This window comes from Acetobacterium sp. UBA5834 (assembly GCF_002435675.1).
In the GTDB taxonomy this organism is placed as follows: Bacteria; Bacillota; Clostridia; order Eubacteriales; family Eubacteriaceae; genus Acetobacterium; species Acetobacterium wieringae.
In genome coordinates this window covers 77866-97609 of sequence record NZ_DJGY01000034.1, presented here as the reverse complement: position 1 = coordinate 97609, position 19744 = coordinate 77866, and the positions used below count along the sequence as shown (strand labels likewise).

Here is a 19744-nt window from a genome sequence, read left to right as displayed (position 1 = left end):
ATTGACTTTATTCCCGTTTGATTTATAATGGTAAAGTAAGTTTTTTTATCAGTTCATCTGGATAGGGTTGTTTTCAATGGCGAGAACAACCGTTAAGTTATGCCTGCTGCCTGATAAAGATAAAACTAATTTTCAAGGGGGAAAATTTATGAATCTTCAACAACCGAATGGCAATGATGCCACAGGTACTTTCAACCGATCTAAAAGTGTTGTCCCATGCTCCGGACTCTGTTCACGCTGTGTGGACGGCTGTCGCGGAAATTGCGAAGTTTTCAAGGCCACTTTCCGAGGCCGGGAGCTGATTTATCCAGGTCCCTTCGGCGATGTCACCGCCGGTGGTGATAAGGATTATCCGGTCGATTATTCTCATTTAAATATTCAGGGTTATGCCCTGGGTGCCAAAGGCTTACCCAACGGCGAAGTGGGGACACCCGACAATACCCGCTTCCCCAACGTCAGCACTGAATGTGCCTATGGTTGGGACTCTAAAGTGGCCATGAATGTTCCAATCTTTACCGGTGCTTTGGGATCAACTGAAATTGCCCGGAAAAACTGGGATCATTTTGCTGTGGGTGCGGCCGTTTCTGGCGTAACCATTGTATGTGGCGAAAACGTCTGTGGGATTGACCCACGTCTGGTTCTTGATAAAAACAACATGGTTATTGAAGCACCCGACATGGATCGCCGAATTGAAGCCTACAAACGATATCACAATGGCAAGGGTGAAATCCTGATCCAGATGAACGTCGAAGATACCCGTCTCGGTGTTGCAGAATACATCATCAACAAACACCAGATTGAAACCATTGAGCTGAAATGGGGCCAGGGTGCCAAATGTATCGGCGGTGAAATCAAGGTTAATACGATCGAACGCGCGATGGAGCTGCAGCGACGTGGTTACATTGTCACTCCTGATCCAATGGATCCCGTGATTCAGGCCGCCTTTAATGACGGTGCAATTCACGAATTTGAACGCCACAGCCGGCTGGGCTTTATCAGCGAAGAAAGCTTTATGGCCGAAGTTGAGCGTTTAAGAGCCTTAGGTTATAAACGAATTACTTTAAAAACCGGCGCTTACGGTTTAAGAGAACTGGCGATGGCAATCAAATGGTCTTCAAAAGCTAAAATTGATTTGTTAACCATTGACGGTGCTCCTGGCGGAACCGGAATGAGCCCATGGCGAATGATGGAAGAATGGGGGATGCCTTCTATTTACCTGCATTCAGCCGCCGTTGAGTTTGCTCAAATTCTGGAAGCTCAGGGCGAGCGCGTTCCTGATCTGGCTTTTGCTGGCGGATTCAGCAGTGAAGACGGTGTTTTCAAAGCATTAGCACTTGGTGCGCCTTATGTCAAAGCCGTTTGTATGGGCCGGGCGCTGATGATTCCGGGAATGGTTGGTAAAAACATCGAGCAATGGATGAAAGAAAACAACCTGCCCAAAACAGTCAGCGAATTCGGTTCCACAGCAGAAGAAATTTTTGTCTGCTACGAAGCTGTCAAAGAAATCGTCGGTGCCAAAGAAATTAAAAACATCCCCTTAGGCGCCATTGGGATCTACAGCTACTCTGACAAAATCCGGGTTGGTTTACAGCAGTTAATGGCTGGGGCCCGATGCTTCAATACCGACAGCATCACCCGCAACGAACTGATGTCCTTAACAGAAGAATGTGCCAAGGTCACCAAAATTCCATACCTGATGGACTGTGGTCGGGAAGAAGCCCTTTCTATTTTAAGAGGCTAAGCATAATTAACTGAATGATTTTATCAGCCGTCTGAATTTTTCTTAAAAAAAATTCAGACGGCTGTTTTAATTTGCTATTTTCCTGATCCTTATGTAAAATAAAAGCAATAATTTAATTGGCAATTACGAAACTGCCGTGAGCTTTGCGCACAGTTTCGCACGAAACAATTTTTACACTGTACGGCGGACAGTTCTCTGAACTGTTCGCCTACACGTTACAAAATTGTTTGTGGAAACCGCACCCAAAGCAACCATTGTTCGATGATTTCTATTTCGCAATTGCCTAAATAATTTAATACAAGGAGATCACTCATGGGATTAAAAGATCTATTTAAAGATGTTACCGATCTGGCCAAGGAAAGTATTGATTCAATTCAAGCCGATTTAGCCCTTAAGAAAGAAGAACAGGAACGGTTAAGAGCAGAAATGGACCAACGGATTAAAAGCTATACCGATACCCTGGTGGAACAACTTATTAGTTCGACTGATACTTCGGCCCAGCCCCTGATCAATGCCGATGATGATGCGCTACTCAGCTTTACCAAAAATTTTAGCGAGAAACTGTTAATGCCTGTAAACAGTCCGGTGTCAACAAAAATCAATCTCCACCCCGATGAAGAAAAAGCCCTGAAGAATGTAACCAAAACCTTCCCCGGTTATAACATTCAGGAAAAGTTCCTGTTTCAATTCAAAGATGGCAAGGGACAAACCCTGCTACTGACCACCAGTAACCTTTATTTTAAAATTCTTTTCCCTGAAAACCCGTCCTTTTTTGCGGTGGGCTCAATCCCCCAAGAAAAACTCTTTTGCATCACCATCAATCAGGGCGATGCCCACTGCACCCTGCTGGTTAACGGCATCACCTTGATCACCACTCCAGTGGAAGAAATTAAAACCATCGACATCCTCACCCTGACAGAATACTTAAAGCGCCTGGGCAGTAACGATTTTGTGATTGATGACAATCAGATTGATGCCTTCATCACTGCCAAGCTCGATCCCACGACCCGGGAAATTGTTGCGGGTTTTCTGGAACCGGAGGAAAAGCTGGTCTATTTTGCCTGGGGACTGGGTAGCCTGGTTGCCAAAAAGTTCATCACCTGCACCAGCCAAAAAATTGTTCTTTATGATCGGGAATCAAGTTCTAAAAAAAGTTTTCCCTACGACCAGATCGTGTCACTGACCACCCAGCCCAGTACGGTTTCTTTTCTGGACTTGTCACTGACCCTGGGCATGAACCCCAATGACACCGAGATCAAAACCATTGATGCCATCGAAACCATCAGCATCCTTTATGCCCGGGAAGCCGAGCGGGTCATCCAAATTTATCAGGCCCATAAGCCAGACGCTGCCACTGCAACAACCCCAGAGCAGGCCCCAACTGAACCAGGCCAAACCGAAACCACCGAGCCGACAGCCGAAGACCCGATTGCGATGATCGAAAAACTGGCCGGTTTAAAAGAAAAAGGCATTATCAGCGAGGAAGAGTTCAATCAGAAAAAGCAGGAATTGTTGGTTAAATTATAAGCTTGTCTCCGCTTTATTTTGATGCCACCTAAAAAACCGAGAACCGCACTTTTACGTGCGGCTCTCGGTTTTTTTGATTTTTAAACTATTTCGGTTAACATCGTCAAGCAACCATTCCCAATAACAGTTTGCAGGCTAATTACAGACCAATGTTGATTTTCACCGCTTAGTACTTATCCATTTCCATCGCATCCAGTATAATCTGGGGCTGATTCGACTCTACTTTAGCACGGTTATTAATCGGAGCGGTGTTTTCTTTTTGGCGCTGGGACTGTTCCTTAAGCTTAAAGGCTCCAACCATGGCCTTAAGCATTTCGGCCTGACCGGTTAATTCTTCGCTGGCGGCAGCACTTTCTTCTGCTGTTGCCGAATTGGTTTGCACCACCTGAGAAACCTGTTCAATCCCCTGAGTGATCTGGGCAATTTCTGAGGCCTGATCATTGGACGCCTGGGCAATATTGCCCACCAGGCCGGTTACCTTCTCAATTTCATTTAATATTTCTCGCAGGCTTTCCGCCGTTTCATCAGCAATCCTTGTCCCAACCTCGACCCGTTCCATCGAACCTTCAATCAGTCCGGTGGTTTCCTTGGCAGCTTCGGCACTGCGGGCCGCCAGAGTTCTGACTTCTTCGGCAACAACCGCAAAGCCTTTGCCATGTTGTCCGGCCCGGGCCGCTTCGACGGCCGCATTCAAGGCCAGGATATTGGTCTGGAAGGCAATATCATCAATAACCTTGATGATTTTTGAAATATTGTTTGATGATTCATCAATGTCACCCATAGCCGAGATCATTTTGCTCATCTGTCCATTCCCCACCTCGGCATTTTTACGAACTCGCACCGCCAGCTCGTTGGCCTCATTAGCCCGGCTGGCGTTTTGTTTGGTTTCACCAGCCACTTCTTCGATGGAAGCAGTCAGTTCCTCGATCGAGCTGGCCTGCTCGGTGGTTCCCTGGGCCAGCGCCTGACCACCATCAGAAATCTGTCGGGCGCCAATCTCCACTTGGGCAGCAGCCACATCGATATCGGACATGGTGCTACTCAAGCTGGCACTGATGCCATTTAGGGCTTCCTTAATCACCAGAAAATCCCCGGAATAGGTGGAGGTGATCTCCTGATCCAGATTTCCCCGGCTCATTTCTGCCAGCGTAATGGCAATCTCATCGACATAACGTTTCAGATTCGCAATGGTCTGATTCATCGCTTCTTTAATGATGGCATGGTCGCCCTGATAATCGCCGCTCATTTGAGTATTGAGATTTCCGGCTGCCAATTCTTTGAGCGTTTCGGAGGCCTCGTTGATGGGATGAATCACGGCATCCAGGGTCTGGTTAAAGCCAGCAATGACTTTTTCGTACTCCCCATTAAATTTTGTCTGATCCCCTCTAAAACTCAGATCTCCCTTAACGGCAGTGACCGCCATTTTTTGAGTTTCAGCCACCAGTAGAACAATGTTCTCCATCATTCCAATCAGACTCGGTATCAGGGTATCCTCATCACTTCGTTTACCGATGGCTTTTAGTTGCTGTAAGTCACTGAGTTCACCGGCCTCAATATGGTTGGCAATCGCAACAATTCGAACCAGCTGATCATGAACGGCATTAATGCCATTTCCGATCTCACCATAAATCCCCAGGTATTGATTCTCAATTTTTTGACTGAGATCATTCTGGCTCATCAATCCCAGGATCCGGTTGCCCTCCTGAAGTGCTCCCAGTCCTTCAATGCAGGCGTTGATGCTTTGTTTCAGCTTATCAAAATCACCCTGATAGGCTTTATTGATTTTTTCGGGAATTTCACCCTGACCAATACGGTTGACATATTCAGCAGCAATGTTTAAGGGTCCCACAACCGCATCCAGGGTGGCATTCACCCCTTTTACAATATCCCGAAAGCCCCCGGCAAATGCTTCAGCATTGCCTCTGGTTTCCAGTTTTCCCGCCACGGCTGCCTGAGACAATCGGGTTGCCTCGACGATCAAGTCGCGAATCGTCTTAATGGTTTGTTTCAGGGCTGGGGTGATTTCATCCAGATCATCTTTTTCTTCCAGATCAGCCGACACATCCCCAGCTGAGATCTGGTTCATGGTGCCAATCACAACGTTCTGAAGATCATCGGCAAACTCATCCATGGCCATCGCCATTTCGCCAATTTCATCCTCGGATTCCAGATTCAGGCGAATCCCCAGATGCCCCTTACCCATTTCTTTAATCATATGGTTGACACTGGCAATCGGCTTTGTGATGGATGTCGACAGTTTGTATAAAATAAATCCCAAGACCAGAAAGACAAACAATCCCGCCAGGGCGATCAACAGAATATTTTTGGTGATGGCGGCTTGAACACTGGCCATGGAATAACCGATGTTCAAGGCCCCCTGGAGTTCGCCATTGATGACAACCGGATATATCACATTATAAACATTGGCGTTTTCCGTTTCATTAAATAATTCCTGCGCAATCATTTCACCATCAAGAGCGACCGTTTTTATAACTTCATCATCCTGATAGCTTTTGCCTATATTGTCTTTGTTGCTGTCTGCCACCCCGACTAAATCTTTATCAATAAAACTGGCATAAACAATGTTTTCATCCGCTACCAATTCATCAATCAACGCCTGGTAGCCGAATTTTTCGGTCAGTTCCAGCACCCGATCGGCTGATACCCCAGCCTGCACAAATTCGCCGGTATTGCTCCTCACATAACCATACTTAAATAAGTTTCCCGTTTCGCTGTCGGCCCGGATTTCTTCCATCAGTTCCGGAGCCCCGCTGACCATAAACTCATGGATGGGATGATCTGCCGGTACAGTCCAGCCCAGATATTCACCATAGGCGGCCGTAAAAATGGTTCCTGCCGGATTATAGAGGTAAATGGGATTAATCCCGGTTTGCTGGGATAACTGGGTTAAGTATTCGTCGTTGACCCGATCACGGTTGGCAAAAATAATATTTCCGACACTGCGAATCTGCGCCTCCAGCATTTCATTCATGGTTTTAACAGCTTCGGTATTATCCTCGATCCGACTGACAAAACGCTGGGATGACGAAAAACCATTTTCCCGCATCTCCGCCAGTAAGCTGTCCCGGGTCAAATACGATGAAATTGCCCCAATCATCAAAACCCCGATAAGCACGCAGATCAGCGGCACAAACAGCAGTTTTACTTTAATCGACTTTCTTTTCTGGTTACTTCTTTCTTCCATCTCCGATTACCTTCTTCTTATTTGATTATTTCATCCGATCATTGATCGTTTCGGGACACAATTTAATTGTTTTTCTCGCTGGCAAATGCCTTGTAGATGGCCACACACATCATGATAATAATCAGTAAAAACGGCAGGGCCATAATGATTGAGGTATTTCGCATGGCAACCAGGCCACCACTAAAGAGCAGAACGATCGCCATCAGGGAGAGCAGCGTCCCCCAGATAATTTTAATGCGGGTGTCCGGGTTTAAATCGCCATTTCGGGAAAACATCCCGATGACAAAGGTGGCGGAGTCGGCAGAGGTCACAAAAAAAGTAATAATCAGAATTGTTGCCACAACGGAGATTATGCTCCCCAGCGGCAAATGGGCCAGGGTCGCAAACAAGCCGATTGTCACATCACTCGTCACTTTGGCGACGATATCAACTCCGTCAAAAATTTCAAAATACAAGGCCGTTCCGCCAAAAACCGTAAACCAGATACAGCAAAAAATCGCTGGTAGAATAATGACGCCTAGAACAAATTCTTTCACTGTCCGACCCTTCGATATTCTGGCGATAAAGGTTCCCACAAAGGGGCCCCAGGACAGCCACCAGGCCCAATAAAAAATTGTCCAGGTACCAATCCAGGGATCTTTTTCAAAGGGTGATAAGGCCAGACTCATGGGCAGCAGGTTCTGCAGATAGCCGCTGAGACTGACAAAAAAAGTATCAAGAATAAACACGGTGGGGCCAAAGATAAAAACAAACAGCAAAAGCAACACGGCAATAATGATATTGGTGTTGCTGAGTATTTTTATTCCCTTGTCCAGGCCGGTGGTTGCTGAAATCAAAAACATAATGGTGATCACAATAATAATAACAACCTGGGTCGTGATATTGTTGGGGATATTAAATAAGGTGTTTAAACCGCCGTTAACCTGCAGGGCACCCATTCCCAGCGATGTTGCCACCCCGATTACGGTTAATATCAGCGCCAGGATATCGATTACATGACCAATCGGCCCCTTGCTTTTTTCTCCTAAGAGGGGGTAGAGGGTGGAACTGATCAGGCAGGGCATTTTTTTTCGGAAGGTGACATAGGCCAGAGCCAGTCCGACAATCGCATAGATCGCCCAGGGATGAAGTCCCCAATGCAAAAAAGCGTAGCGAAACGCCATCATCGCCGACTGATTTGAAGACGGTTCGATCCCCATCGGTGGTTGGGCATAATGAAAAACCGGTTCGGCGACGCCCCAGAAAACCAGGCCAATCCCCATCCCAGCGCTAAAGAGCATGGCAAACCAGGAAAAGTTGGAATACTCGGGACGGGCATCGTCATCCCCCAAACGGATTTTTCCAAAGCGGCTAAAGGCCAGAAAAAGCGAAAAAGCCAGAATCCCCAGCACCGTTGCCAGGTAAAACCAACCCAGATCATTGGTGATTATTCCAAACAACTGACTGGTAGCGCCCAATAATTGCTCCGGGAATAAAAAGCCAAAAATGAGAAACAACAGAATGAGTATAATTGAAACGTAGAATACCATCTTGTTCACTTCCTTTTGATGCCAGAAAGGTGCCAAAATTAAAATCATTCTGGCACCTGTTTCGGCAATGTTAAATTATTTTATCATAGTTTTTAAGAATAATCTAGGCTAATAATTGTTTACACAGTTCAACCGCTTCATCAGCTGTTTCGGCCCAGCCATCAGCGCCAATGTCTTCGCCCCATTTAGCACTGGTCGGGCCACCGCCGATAATAATTTTGTACTTGTCACGAAGATTATTATCATTGAGGTACTCAACCAATGTTTTTTGCGATTTCATGGTGGTGGTCAGCAGGGCGCTGGCAGCGATAATTTTTGCTCCCACTTCGTCCGCTTTAGCCACAAAATCTTCGGCTTTCTGATCGATCCCAATATCATAGACTTTAAAGCCAGCCGAGGTCAGCAGGGCTCCGACAATATTCTTGCCGATGTCATGAATGTCCCCTTCAACGGTTCCCAGTACAATTTTACCCTTGTCTTCATAACCGCCTTCGCCTTCACCGGCAGCCAGCACTTCTTCAAGAACATCCATCCCGGCTTTCATGGCATCTGCCGCCATCATAACATCTGGTAGGAACGCTTCGCCATTTGTCCAGGCTTTACCCACTTCTTCAATCCCCCCGATAAAGCCCAGCTGAACGGCCTGTACCGGGTCTACTTTTTCAGCGATGACTCGTTCAGCCAACTCAACCGCTAAATCTTCATCACCATCCACAATTGCATCTTTAATTTCATCAAAAATTGTACTCATTATTCTTCTCCTTTTTACCTTTATTATTGTTATTTAATCAATTCTTTGGTTCGTTTTTCAATAAATGCTTCAATTTTGGCTTTCACGTCAGCATCCAGTTCTGGAGCAGTGTAATTTGCCAACACTTCCTGCCATCGGGCTTTGGCTCGCTGGTTGGTATCCAACCCATCTTTGGCCCACGCATCAAATGACTGTCTGTCACTTAAGGCTGGTCGGAAGAATTCGGTTTTAAAATTCTTACGCGTATGTTTCTGAGTCAGGAAATGTCCGCCTGGTCCTACAGTCTTAATGACGTCAAAGGCCATTTTTTCATCGCTATCACAATCAAAACCTTTTAGGTAGCGCAATACCATACCGGCGATTTCATCATCTACCATGAACTTTTCATAAGACATGGCCATGTAATATTGCAGAATCCCGGCTGTATGTAACACAAAGTTGACGCCGGTGGTGCTGGCTGCAAAGAGAACCATCATCGATTCATAACCGGCCTGGGCATCAACGGTTTTAGCATCACTCAAACCGCCGCCCCCACGACACGGAACACCATAGAACCGTGATAACTGGGCACTGGCTGATGCGAACAAGGCATTTTCCGGATTACCAATTGATAATGAACCGGTTGACATATCTGAGGCGGTAGAAGTTGATCCATAAACAACTGGAGTCCCGGGGTTGATACACTGAGCCAGGGTAATTCCTGCCAGAACTTCCGCATTCTGTAATGATAGCGCCCCTGCCATGGTAGCTGGTCCGGTTGATCCGGCCATTACCAATGAAGCAATAACCATTGGCTGTCCCGTTTCAGCGTAGGCCATTAAACCACCCAGCATTCGATCGTCATATTTAAGCGGTGTCACCGAGTTGATCAGGCAGATCAGAGCCGGTTTTTCTTTGATCACATCCAGTCCCCCATGAAGAATGGCGGTCATCTCGATGGAGTCTCTGGCAAATTCATAGCCAGATGAGCTACCCATAAAGCACTTGTCCGAATTGGTGATATGGCTGTAAGCCATTTTAAGATGACGGATGTCATCGGGCACATCAGTCGGTTCAACAACTGTCCCGCCGGTCATATGGATATTTTTGCTGGCACCAGCCAGTTTTACAAAATTATCATAGTCGGCCATGGTCGCATCGCGTTTACCACCATCTGCATCATAAATAAAGGGAGCGCCATAACCCGGCATGTAAATGGTATTACCATCGCCACAAACCAGATTGTGTTCAGGATTACGGGCATGCAGGGTAAACTGAGCTGGGGCCTTTTCAACCATTTCTTCGACAAAGTCCGGTTCCAGAAAAACGCGGTGTCCTTCGACCCGTTGACCATGTTTTTTGAAAATTTCAATGACCGGATCATAGGAGAACTCAATTCCAATTTCCTTTAGAATCTTCATACTGTTCTTGTGAATCTTGTTAATTTGTTCATCCGTTAATACATCAAATTTTGGTAACATCTAAAATACCTCTTTCTTTATTTATTCTTGACCTTCCACAGCCTGTTGTGCGCTGCCAATGTTGTTCAATTCGTTACTGTTTATCAGTCCCTGGGTTTCATTGTAGTCGGCCTTCAACGCTTTTAATATACTGACGCACATGACCAGCATGACCAGCATATAGGGGAAGGCGGCAACAATTGAAGCGGTTTGTAAAACTTTTAATGCTGATGTTCCACCAACCAGAATCAGCACGATGGTAATGAGACCCTGGGCAATCCCCCAACCGCCGCGAAGCTTTTTATCCGGATCCATATCGCCGCCGGAAGTCAGCATTGCCAAAACGTAAGTGGCTGAATTGGCCGCGCCAACAAAACAGACAACAATCAGGAAGATCGCCAGGATCGAGGTGATTCCGTAAGCTGGCAGCTGTTGCAGCAATGCATAGAGTCCAGTCGTATAATCTGCACCGACGGCAGCTTCAATGGCGCCATTGGTTATTGCGTTTAAATTAAAGGCGGCACCACCATAAATGGCAATCCAAATCAGTGAAAAACCGGAAGGCAGAAGGGATACCGCAATAACAAATTCTCGGATCGTACGGCCTTTCGAAACCCGGGCGACAAACTGTCCTACAAACGGTGCCCAGGCAATCCACCATGCCCAATAGAAGACGGTCCAGCCGTTAACCCACTCAACATTTCCCATCCAGAAGGTTTGTCCCACCAGGTTTTGCAGATAGGCGCCCAATGAATTGGTAAAATTATTTAAAATATAAACACTGCCACCAAAAACAAAGATAAATACCATAAAGGCGATTGATAGCCAGATTTTAATATCTGCCGCCAACTGCATGGCTTTATGCAAACCGGAAACAGTCGCCAATGTAAAGATGGCTGTCATAATTGCAATGATAATCGAAATGGTCATTGGTGTCGCTTCAATGCCCCAGATGTAGTTAAGTCCAGTAGCAATCTGGCTTGATCCAAAACCAAGGCTGGTTGCGACCCCAAAAATAGTGGCAAAAACAGCCAGAATATCAATTGTTTTACCAATCGGTCCTTTTACCTTATCACCAATCAAGGGATAAAAGGCCGAACTGATCAGAAATGGCATGCCTTTTCTGAATTGGAAATAAGCCAGACCTAAACCACCGATGGCAAAAATGACCCAGGGGTGCAATCCCCAGTGGAAGAATACGATTCGCATCGCCAGCTCCTGAGCCGCCTGCGTTCCGCCTTCACCCATTGGCGGGGTCAGATAATGCATAATCGGTTCGGAAACCGACCAGAAAACCAGACCAATCCCCATTCCGCCTCCGAACAGCATCGAAAACCATTGAAAATTCGAAAACTCCGGTTTGTCGTCATCTTTTCCCAGTTTTATTTTTCCAAAGGGACTGACCACTAAACCGATGGCAAAAACGATAAAAATCCCCACCGCTACTAAATATAACCATCCAAAATTCGTTGTAATGATTGCAAACAGCTGATTAAAAACGGCGCTTGTGCCTTCAGTAAAAAGTAAGCTTAATAATACAAATACTAATGCAATCCCCGCAGAAACATAGAATACGGTTTTATCCTTCATCTTGGCTGCTGGTTTTTTTTCTTCCATCACACGTAATCCTCCTTCTAAATTTGTTTTTAGAAATTTTTTAGAATATTTTCATCAGTGGTGTTTCCAGGGTGCCCAGTTTTGTGCCGGTAATCTTATTGCAATAGGCCATCATCGCATCCGTAGTAGCAGCTGCCTGATATACCCAGGCGGCATTAGCCATTGGTCCGTATAAAATAAAATCGGCGCCATGGGTCAATGGGAAGGTAAATACCGAAGCGCCTGCCGCTTCAAAATAAGGGCTGCCTTTGGAACGCATTTTTTTCCAGAGATATAAAGCATTCGAGGAGGCACAGCCACCCGGCAAACCATACTGTTCTTTAATATCGCGAATCGCCATGGCAGTCCAGCTGCTGCTGGCAACATCCAACACACCGGGGTCAATCAGGAATTGTTCCACGCCAGCTCTTTTTGCTTTGGTCAGCAGGCCCTCATGCTTTTCATCACCAACCAGCAATTTTACCCGTTTTGCCGGTTGCAGACTTTTCTTACTAAAGGCCAGAATAACAGCTGTTTTAACACCACACTCTTTTAACACTTCCAATTCTTCTTCGGTGCAGCTTTCTTCCAGCGAATTATAAATAATTCTGCTCATGGCAGCTTCATCTTTAGCAAAGTGTTTAAGGGTATCCATTCGAACTTCCGGACTGGGACTATCCAGTAAAATTGGTGAAGATGTATTCTTTAATACAAACTCGACATGTTTGGTCAATGCCACCTCGGTGTCGCCAAGGACATCCACAATTCTAGGATTGCCAGTTTCTGCTGACAATTCCGCTTCAGCATCCAGTAAGGCTTTGGCTGCATCTTCATCAAAGACACCTTTTTCTGAATCCTTAATAATTTTATGCCCCCGATAAAAAATACTGCCAATTAAAACCGTCGGATACTCCCCCGGTTGTCCACCAATTTTGGTGCCATTAATGTCGTAAACAAATTGATCTGTAGTAAATCTAAACATTTTGTACTCCTTCTAAAATAAAACTTAATAATTGCGAAATTCACAAACAAAAAACAAATCGCCCTTCTCCCCTAATCATCAGACCTTATGCGATGGCTTCTGTTTTTCTTTCTCGTAGTCGTATCGATTACAACTGCTTTTTTCTCCTTTCTCATATATTTACGAGATGTCGTGTTTGATCTGCCAATATGTATCGCAATTATCGTGCCAAAACAGCAAAATACGTTATATTCTATTTATAGCCATTTTTGACCATTCGTAATGTATTCTTTTTTTCAGAAATGAAAAGCGACCCGTTTATTTTTCATTTTTGAAAAATCCCGATAATTTTCTTTTTCACTTGAATAACAGACGATTTTGATTTATCATCAGTTCATCGATGAAAACGATTTGTATCAGGCGGTACTTTCCCGGCACGATAAAATCGCACTAAATAATAAGGAGAACATATCTTAGGATATGTGATAGGAAAATAATGATTACCAATGCATTTAATCACAGTCCGGAATATCAGGCGTATCTGAAGACCCTCTCCAGCGAATTTTTTCTGGATATTCTGGAGAATAGTTTTATTGAGGTGACTGTTACCGATAAGGATGGCAATGTTCTCTATGCCAATCCGGCCTGTCTGGAATACCATGGCATTTCCGCCGAAAAAATGTGGAAGTTAAATTTCTTGACTTCGTTTCAGGGCTTCTGGACCCCTCCTTCGACGGCAACTGCCATCAAAAAAAAACACACCATCATCTCCCGCCAGCGTTCCCTGCTTACCGATGAGGAACACATCACCATCACCACCCCGCTTTATAATCCCGATCACGAGTTGGTGATGCTGGTTTACAATACCTTAAAACGGGAGTCGTTTGTGGAATTTGACCTGGACTATCTGAATCCTGAAAAAGAAACCGATGACGATAACGAACTCAAAGCGCACAAAGGTTCCCGTGAGGAACGAACCAAGGCCAGCAACAACATTGTTGGCCGCAGCTACATCCTCTACCAAACCCTGCATAAACTGAAGAAAGCGGCCAAATCCGATATCCCGATTCTGTTATTGGGCGAAAGCGGGGTAGGTAAGAGTCTAGTTGCCAAGTTTATTCATGATTGCAGCCCCCGGAAAACCAACCCGTTTATTTCGATAAACTGCGCTTCCATTCCTGATAACCTGATTGAAAGCGAGCTCTTCGGCTATGTCCCCTATGCCTTCACCGGTGCCAGTCCCAAAGGAAAAAAGGGTCTGGTGGAAATGGCTGATAACGGCACCCTGTTTCTCGATGAAATCGGCGAATTGCAGCCCAATATCCAGGTTAAACTACTGGATTTTCTGGAAAACAAACGCTTCACTTCGGTCGGTGGCTTGGAATCCAAAACCGTCAATACCCGGATTGTCACCGCCACCAACAAGAATCTGGAGGATCTGGTCGCTAAAAACAGCTTCCGGGAAGATCTCTACTGGCGAATTAACGGCATCACCCAAACCATCCCCTCACTTCGGGAACGACGGGACGATATTTTTCCGATTGCCCAGTATTATTTGAAAGAATACAATAAAAAATACAATCAGAACAAGGTTTTCTCAAATCCGGTAATCGAATCGCTGATTCAATACGACTGGCCGGGAAATGTCCGGCAATTGAAAAACGCCGTGGAGCAGATGGCAGTAATGAGTCTTGGCAGTGTTATCGGCATTGATAAACTGCCCGAACAACTGAGTTCCTTTTTCGCCAATGAGGGAATTAAAAAAAGACAGGTCATTTTTGATGACCTGGTTGAGAATTACAAACGGGGACTGATTGAAGATTATTTTGAGATCTACGGCAACATCAATGACCTGGCCGATTCTCTGGGGTTAAGCCAGACGACAGCTTATCGCCTGGTGAATAAATACATCAAAAAATAACAACACCATAAACAGGGGGGCTGAAAAGCTCCTTTTTTGGTGTTGTATTTAAGTGGGCCGACCCCACCAAGTCACGGTTTAATATGCTGTTTAAAATACCAGGGAACGATCCTTTGACCAGAACGATTTCTTATCCCAACTAAACTCGACATCGGCATGAATCTCGGTAAAATAATTCTGGATCAACCCATTCAAAACATCCAGGTTATCAAACCGATTATCTTTATCCATCGATTCAATCCACATGCTCTGCCCGCCGCAGGCATCACTCAAGTGCACCTTATACGCCAAATCCCGTTCTGTAATACGCCTATTTATCTCACTGATATTATCCCAGGTAATAATCATCTCCTGACACTCCTTCCCATAATGATTTCTTATAAGTTCATCTACCCATAAAAACTGCTTTTATTCATAAAATTTTTATTGCCAATTCTTTTTTTAGCTGACAAATGGCCGACTGGTCGATCCTGGTGCCGCCGCACCTTTAGGGACAATGCGAATTTCGATCGCCTCCAGTCGCAGAGACTTTCCCTGAGTTCCGGAGCTACCGCCATTTTTGGCCCAATCCAACCAGCCGTAATTCTGGCTGTGAACCCGATAATAGACATCGTAGCTGGTTGCCGCAGCGCCGGTCAAACGAATTTGAATCGCCTCCAACCGCAGGGATTGGCCAAAGGTTCCGCTGGTTTGACCATCTCGCTTAAAACCCTGCCAACCAATGTTCTGAACATGGGTCTGATACTCAATACCGAGATCATTGCCCAGATTATTCATTTTTATCTCAATTCCCTCCAATCGCAGGGATTGGCCTGATGTACCACTGCTCTGACCGTCACTTTTCCAGTCCTGCCAGCCGATATTCTGGACGTGGGTACGATAGGTCGACCCCACTGTGTCACTTGAATGAATGGCTGCCACCGCCAAACCCAACTGAATCAACCCACTACCATAGTAAGGATCGCTACCGGTTGTTCCCAGATCCAGGGCTGTACTTTTTAGAAGCGTTTCAACCGCTTCGGCATCGAGACTGGCATCCGCTGCCATCAATACTGCACAGGCGCCAGCCACAATCGGACTGGAAAAAGACGTACCACTGGCATATTCGTAGCCGCCACTTCTGGCGGTGGTTAAAACGGATTGGCCTGGGGCCACCAAATCCACCCGATCATTATACTGAGAAAAGGAAGCCCGGTTGTTATCCTTGTTTGTAGCACCTACCGATATAACATGGTCATAAGATGCCGGATAGGCATATTGTCCCACCCGGGAATTCCAGGACTCACCTTCGTTACCTGATGATGCCACCACTATTTTACCGGCGCTGACCGCCTCACTAACTGCTACCGCCAGTGAAGAAAAGGTTCCGTATCCGCCAAAACTCATATTGATGACCTTTACCTCCGGCCGCTCTGCAGCCGAAAGAATGGCAGCGCAAATATAGGCCACATCCAGCTGAGTATCCCCGCTATACATCCCCCCGGTACGGTAAGGGGCAATTTTAATATTGGCCAAACCGGAAATTCCCGCTGTGCCAATTCCATTATTGGTAACCGCCGCAATACACCCACTGACAGCAGTACCGTGGCCAGCCAGATCCACCACGTTTGTCTTGCCGGTCACAAAATCATACCCGGCCACCGTGTTGCCAATCAGATCCGGATGATTGACATTTAATCCAGTATCAATCACAGCCACTACCACCGGGTCGGCATTGGATATCTGGTTCCAGATCTGATCGGCACCGATTCGTTGAAACTGCCAGGCCGAACCATTGGTCACGTAAGGATCATTGGGCAATGATGTCACTTGAATTTTGTCGTTTTTATCCACCGTCAGGACATTGGGATTCTGGGCCAGATCAGCCATCAGCGCATCCACATTTGTTTTATCACTGACTTCGATCAGATCAACCCGGTTCGATAGCTGCTCTCCAGAAGCCACCTCCTCGGTAGTCAATGCCAGCTCTTTAACATTGTCTTCACCACTTTTGGCGTAAACAATAATGATTTGCTGCTCCAGATTTTCGTTGGTATTCACTTCCGGCAGCTGTTCCATGGTTTCAATCTCGGTAGGTTCCCCATCACCGGATTCCGCCCCGTCACCCCCTGGCGCACTCATTTCCACTGGCCTTGTCGTCATAATAGACTGAACTGCCGGATTAACTGAATCTTCTGCGTGGCTCGTCGCTGGAAACAACAAACAAAAAACGGTCATGATTGCCAATCCTCGTTTTAATATGCCAAATCTCTTATTCATGATGTCCTCCTGCGCTGTTTCTGGCGTTGGTTTTGTTTACATTATCATTCATGATGTAATCCTTTACTCTTCTAATACTCATGCCATTTAGGATATATTACTATAACATAAATACTTTATTTTCTGCATCATTTCAGACAATGCTTAAAGATTTTAATATTATATTTGCTTAAACGGAACGATTTCTTTTGTAAATCAAACATCATAAAATTATTCCATATATTTTTAACATCACTTACTCTTAATACTGTCTTAAAGCGCCTCACATTATTGAAAGGGTCGCCAAAAAAAGAATCTACATCCATAGACTTTTCTTCATATCATTTTGTTTCTTAATATCTTATAACCAGCTTTATGTCAGCCTCACAATAATCCGATGCAGTACATCCACCGTTTCTTCCAGGTTTGTTGAAGCATCTTTGATATGATGATAAACTTCCCGTTTCTTTAGAGCCTCCATGGGGTCGGTTCCAGCAAATACAAACACCATGCCATCCATATAGAGTTTTTCGATTTCCCGGTGGGTCGCTCTCATTTTGCCCACCGCTTCCTCAGATTTGCCATGGTTCTTTTTAAGATCTTGAACCGCCTCAGCAAAAATTTCCACGCCTAAGTTTAACTGTTCCACCATACTGATGATGGTTTCATTGGCTTTGACATCAAAGGTTTTCATGGAAATCAGCGTTGACTGCGCGTATTTAAGAACCCGGTTCATCCCTACCGATATTGAGTAGATATCCCCCCGGTCAAAAGGCGTTGCAAATGCTTCCGTCAGATTTTTTTCCATTTCCATCCGGATTTCATCCGCTTCCTTTACATATCGGGTCAATGCTTCACAATCCGATTCTGCTGAGCTTTTCAACCAATCATATAAGGCACCTACCCCCAATGCATTGCTTTGGGCCTGCATAAACAGCATCTGATGAAAATGATATTTTATTGGAAAAATCCGATCAATTATATTTCTTTTCTCCATTATGTTTTTCTCACTTTCTAAATCACATTAAAAATAACTGTTGTTATGGTATAAATAAAGGCGGATACCAAAGCCGACAAGGGAATGGTAATACACCACGCTACCAGAATTTCTTTAACGATACCCCAATGAACCATTTTATATTCATCGCCAGCACCTACTCCCATAATCCCACCAACGACAACATGCGTTGTTGAAACCGGTGCCCCAACCAGGTTTGCCCCTAAAATCGAACTTACCGAGGATAATTGCGAATTTAAGCTATGCAGCGGTTTAATATCAAAAATGCCCCGTCCCAGCGTCTTCATGATACTCCATCCACCCAGCAAGGTGCCCATGAACATGACAATTCCACCACTGACCCGAGCCCATAGCGGTGCCGAATGAACAACCGTGCCGCTCCAGGCGGCCAGAGCCAATGTGAATAGCCCAATAATCTTTTGGGTATCATTGGACCCATGGCTGTAAGCAAGACCCGCCACGATGAACCACTGAATTTTATTGATCCGCTTATTGATGGAAACCCTGGCATTACGCAACAGCAGCTTTGTCATTTTTTCCAGAAAAAAGGCAATCGCAAAACCAATAACCGGAGACAAAAACAAGGCCATAATCACTTTTACAATACCGGTGATTTGGTGGCTGTCACCAATCAGCTCTGCCCAGCCCCATAAAATATGTTCATAACCAGAAGATACAATCACAGCACCAATGATTCCGCCGATGAGTGCATGGGTGGAACTGGAAGGCAACCCCAATTTCCAGGTTATTAAATTCCATAAGGTCGCTCCGAAAACTGCCGCAAAAAGAATCGTCAATAAAGCAGCATCGGTTGGCAGATCAATCAGCTCTGATATCGCATCAGCCACCAGATTCCCGCCGACTACCGCCCCAATCAGACCAAAGATAGAGGCGACCGCAATGGCTTGTTTCGGGCTGGCGGCTCCACAATTGATAAAGGTTGCCACCACCGAACTGGCATCGTGAAGCCCATTTGTCAATGCAAAAACAAGGCCGATTATAATGACTAAAACTAATATGATTGTGGCACTTACTGATATCATTTCTCCACTCCTGAAATCTTGCGAACATTCAACCTAATTTTATTTTTATTACCATATCAGCAGCCGGATAAGATGCCATAGTAATTACCCGATAAAAAATATCTCAAGCTGCCAAAAGACAGTTTGAGATATTGTTCTCATTAATCAAAAAACATCACATTACTGGTGGTTCCATCCGTTAGAAAGACTGCCTGAAGCATGGTTCCATCCTGGTTAACCCAAACCCTTATATAGCTAACCTTATTATCTTCAAAGGGAATCTGCGTTGCACTGGTTTCGGTCCCATCGCCGCCGAGGATCTTTTTGACTTCGTCGTACGTCGCTCCATCAGGAATACTCTCTGCCTGCGCCTCGGTTACCGGCTTTGTTGTTAGAAAAGCCAGATCTTCGGTCATCGGATAAAACAAGGTTTTACTGGTAGCCAATCCATTTTCGTCAAACAAAACACTCACCCCAAAACCGGTGTTATCATTCACATATGCAAAGCTGTTTTTCATTTGGGCACTTTCGGTCGGAAGCACACCCAATTCGGCATCGACCTGTTCCTTGTTCTGATCTAATTGCACCTTATCATAAAACTCATAAACGGTATCTCTTGAAACATTAGATTGACCGGTAGTACTGCCACTATTTGTATTTCCGCCGCATCCTACCAGAACGGACACCAATATCATCACGACGCCCAACACAAGCAATAACTTAAGTCTATTCATTCCATAACCCTCGTCTTTCTTAATTTCAGGATTGAATCAGCTTCAAACTTTCGGCTGTTAGT

General features: G+C 45.3%; 14 protein-coding genes. 3 read left to right on the top strand and 11 right to left on the bottom strand.

The window, feature by feature from the left end:
* Window positions 1-148: 148 nt before the first annotated feature.
* Window positions 149-1741 (top strand): FMN-binding glutamate synthase family protein, encoded by a 1593-nt coding sequence (locus B3F51_RS07475; RefSeq protein ID WP_148638369.1) that lies wholly within the window; start codon window positions 149-151, stop codon window positions 1739-1741.
* Window positions 1742-2053: 312 nt separating this feature from the next.
* Complete coding sequence (locus tag B3F51_RS07470; protein WP_286946383.1) at window positions 2054-3268, top strand: SHOCT domain-containing protein; 1215 nt, start codon at window positions 2054-2056, stop codon at window positions 3266-3268.
* 166 nt (window positions 3269-3434) lie between these two features.
* On the opposite strand, the gene B3F51_RS07465 is transcribed toward B3F51_RS07470, so the two are convergent.
* From B3F51_RS07465 to mtgA, 6 genes are all read right to left on the bottom strand, one after another.
* Entirely contained in the window at window positions 3435-6473 is a 3039-nt protein-coding gene (locus B3F51_RS07465; RefSeq protein WP_286946381.1) for a methyl-accepting chemotaxis protein, read from the bottom strand.
* A gap of 62 nt (window positions 6474-6535) precedes the next feature.
* Window positions 6536-8002 carry a glycine betaine uptake BCCT transporter gene (locus B3F51_RS07460; RefSeq protein ID WP_286946379.1) on the bottom strand — a complete coding sequence of 489 codons (1467 nt, stop codon included), beginning with the start codon at window positions 8000-8002 and terminating at the stop codon, window positions 6536-6538.
* A 103-nt stretch (window positions 8003-8105) separates the two neighbouring features.
* Window positions 8106-8753: a glycine betaine-specific corrinoid protein MtgC gene (gene mtgC, locus B3F51_RS07455; protein ID WP_228878302.1), complete on the bottom strand. Its 648-nt coding sequence runs from the start codon at window positions 8751-8753 to the stop codon at window positions 8106-8108.
* 29 nt (window positions 8754-8782) lie between these two features.
* A complete protein-coding gene (gene mtgB, locus B3F51_RS07450; protein WP_286946376.1) occupies window positions 8783-10213 on the bottom strand; it encodes a glycine betaine--corrinoid protein methyltransferase in 1431 nt (476 codons plus the stop codon).
* 21 nt (window positions 10214-10234) lie between these two features.
* Complete coding sequence (locus B3F51_RS07445; protein ID WP_286946373.1) at window positions 10235-11809, bottom strand: glycine betaine uptake BCCT transporter; 1575 nt, start codon at window positions 11807-11809, stop codon at window positions 10235-10237.
* Window positions 11810-11849: 40 nt separating this feature from the next.
* Complete coding sequence (mtgA, locus tag B3F51_RS07440; RefSeq protein WP_286946371.1) at window positions 11850-12770, bottom strand: [methyl-Co(III) glycine betaine-specific corrinoid protein]--tetrahydrofolate methyltransferase MtgA; 921 nt, start codon at window positions 12768-12770, stop codon at window positions 11850-11852.
* A 475-nt stretch (window positions 12771-13245) separates the two neighbouring features.
* On the opposite strand from mtgA, the gene B3F51_RS07435 reads away from it, so the two are divergent.
* Entirely contained in the window at window positions 13246-14670 is a 1425-nt protein-coding gene (locus B3F51_RS07435; protein ID WP_286946369.1) for a sigma-54 interaction domain-containing protein, read from the top strand.
* Between the two features lie 90 nt (window positions 14671-14760).
* Here B3F51_RS07435 and B3F51_RS07430 read toward each other — a convergent pair whose 3' ends face one another.
* From B3F51_RS07430 to B3F51_RS07410, 5 genes are all read right to left on the bottom strand, one after another.
* Window positions 14761-15018 (bottom strand): RDAC family protein, encoded by a 258-nt coding sequence (locus B3F51_RS07430; protein ID WP_070370243.1) that lies wholly within the window; start codon window positions 15016-15018, stop codon window positions 14761-14763.
* Between the two features lie 93 nt (window positions 15019-15111).
* The gene (locus B3F51_RS07425) at window positions 15112-16929 is read right to left on the bottom strand and encodes a S8 family serine peptidase (RefSeq protein WP_286946367.1); all 1818 of its coding nucleotides are present in this window, start codon (window positions 16927-16929) and stop codon (window positions 15112-15114) included.
* A gap of 352 nt (window positions 16930-17281) precedes the next feature.
* Complete coding sequence (locus B3F51_RS07420; protein WP_070370245.1) at window positions 17282-17905, bottom strand: DUF47 domain-containing protein; 624 nt, start codon at window positions 17903-17905, stop codon at window positions 17282-17284.
* A gap of 17 nt (window positions 17906-17922) precedes the next feature.
* Window positions 17923-18969, bottom strand: coding sequence for an inorganic phosphate transporter (locus B3F51_RS07415; RefSeq protein WP_286946366.1), 1047 nt, complete (start codon window positions 18967-18969; stop codon window positions 17923-17925).
* 140 nt (window positions 18970-19109) lie between these two features.
* A complete protein-coding gene (locus tag B3F51_RS07410) occupies window positions 19110-19682 on the bottom strand; it encodes a hypothetical protein (protein ID WP_286809746.1) in 573 nt (190 codons plus the stop codon).
* Between the last annotated feature and the right edge of the window lie 62 nt (window positions 19683-19744).

Excerpts from the sequence above, each read along its gene's own strand:
- B3F51_RS07475 (WP_148638369.1), top strand. The coding sequence starts at position 149 with ATGAATCTTCAACAACCGAATGGCAATGATGCCACAGGTACTTTCAAC.
- B3F51_RS07470 (WP_286946383.1), top strand. The coding sequence starts at position 2,054 with ATGGGATTAAAAGATCTATTTAAAGATGTTACCGATCTGGCCAAGGAA.
- B3F51_RS07465 (WP_286946381.1), bottom strand. The coding sequence starts at position 6,473 with ATGGAAGAAAGAAGTAACCAGAAAAGAAAGTCGATTAAAGTAAAACTG.
- B3F51_RS07460 (WP_286946379.1), bottom strand. The coding sequence starts at position 8,002 with ATGGTATTCTACGTTTCAATTATACTCATTCTGTTGTTTCTCATTTTT.
- mtgC (WP_228878302.1), bottom strand. The coding sequence starts at position 8,753 with ATGAGTACAATTTTTGATGAAATTAAAGATGCAATTGTGGATGGTGAT.
- mtgB (WP_286946376.1), bottom strand. The coding sequence starts at position 10,213 with ATGTTACCAAAATTTGATGTATTAACGGATGAACAAATTAACAAGATT.
- B3F51_RS07445 (WP_286946373.1), bottom strand. The coding sequence starts at position 11,809 with ATGGAAGAAAAAAAACCAGCAGCCAAGATGAAGGATAAAACCGTATTC.
- mtgA (WP_286946371.1), bottom strand. The coding sequence starts at position 12,770 with ATGTTTAGATTTACTACAGATCAATTTGTTTACGACATTAATGGCACC.
- B3F51_RS07435 (WP_286946369.1), top strand. The coding sequence starts at position 13,246 with ATGATTACCAATGCATTTAATCACAGTCCGGAATATCAGGCGTATCTG.
- B3F51_RS07430 (WP_070370243.1), bottom strand. The coding sequence starts at position 15,018 with ATGATTATTACCTGGGATAATATCAGTGAGATAAATAGGCGTATTACA.
- B3F51_RS07425 (WP_286946367.1), bottom strand. The coding sequence starts at position 16,929 with ATGAATAAGAGATTTGGCATATTAAAACGAGGATTGGCAATCATGACC.
- B3F51_RS07420 (WP_070370245.1), bottom strand. The coding sequence starts at position 17,905 with ATGGAGAAAAGAAATATAATTGATCGGATTTTTCCAATAAAATATCAT.
- B3F51_RS07415 (WP_286946366.1), bottom strand. The coding sequence starts at position 18,969 with ATGATATCAGTAAGTGCCACAATCATATTAGTTTTAGTCATTATAATC.
- B3F51_RS07410 (WP_286809746.1), bottom strand. The coding sequence starts at position 19,682 with ATGAATAGACTTAAGTTATTGCTTGTGTTGGGCGTCGTGATGATATTG.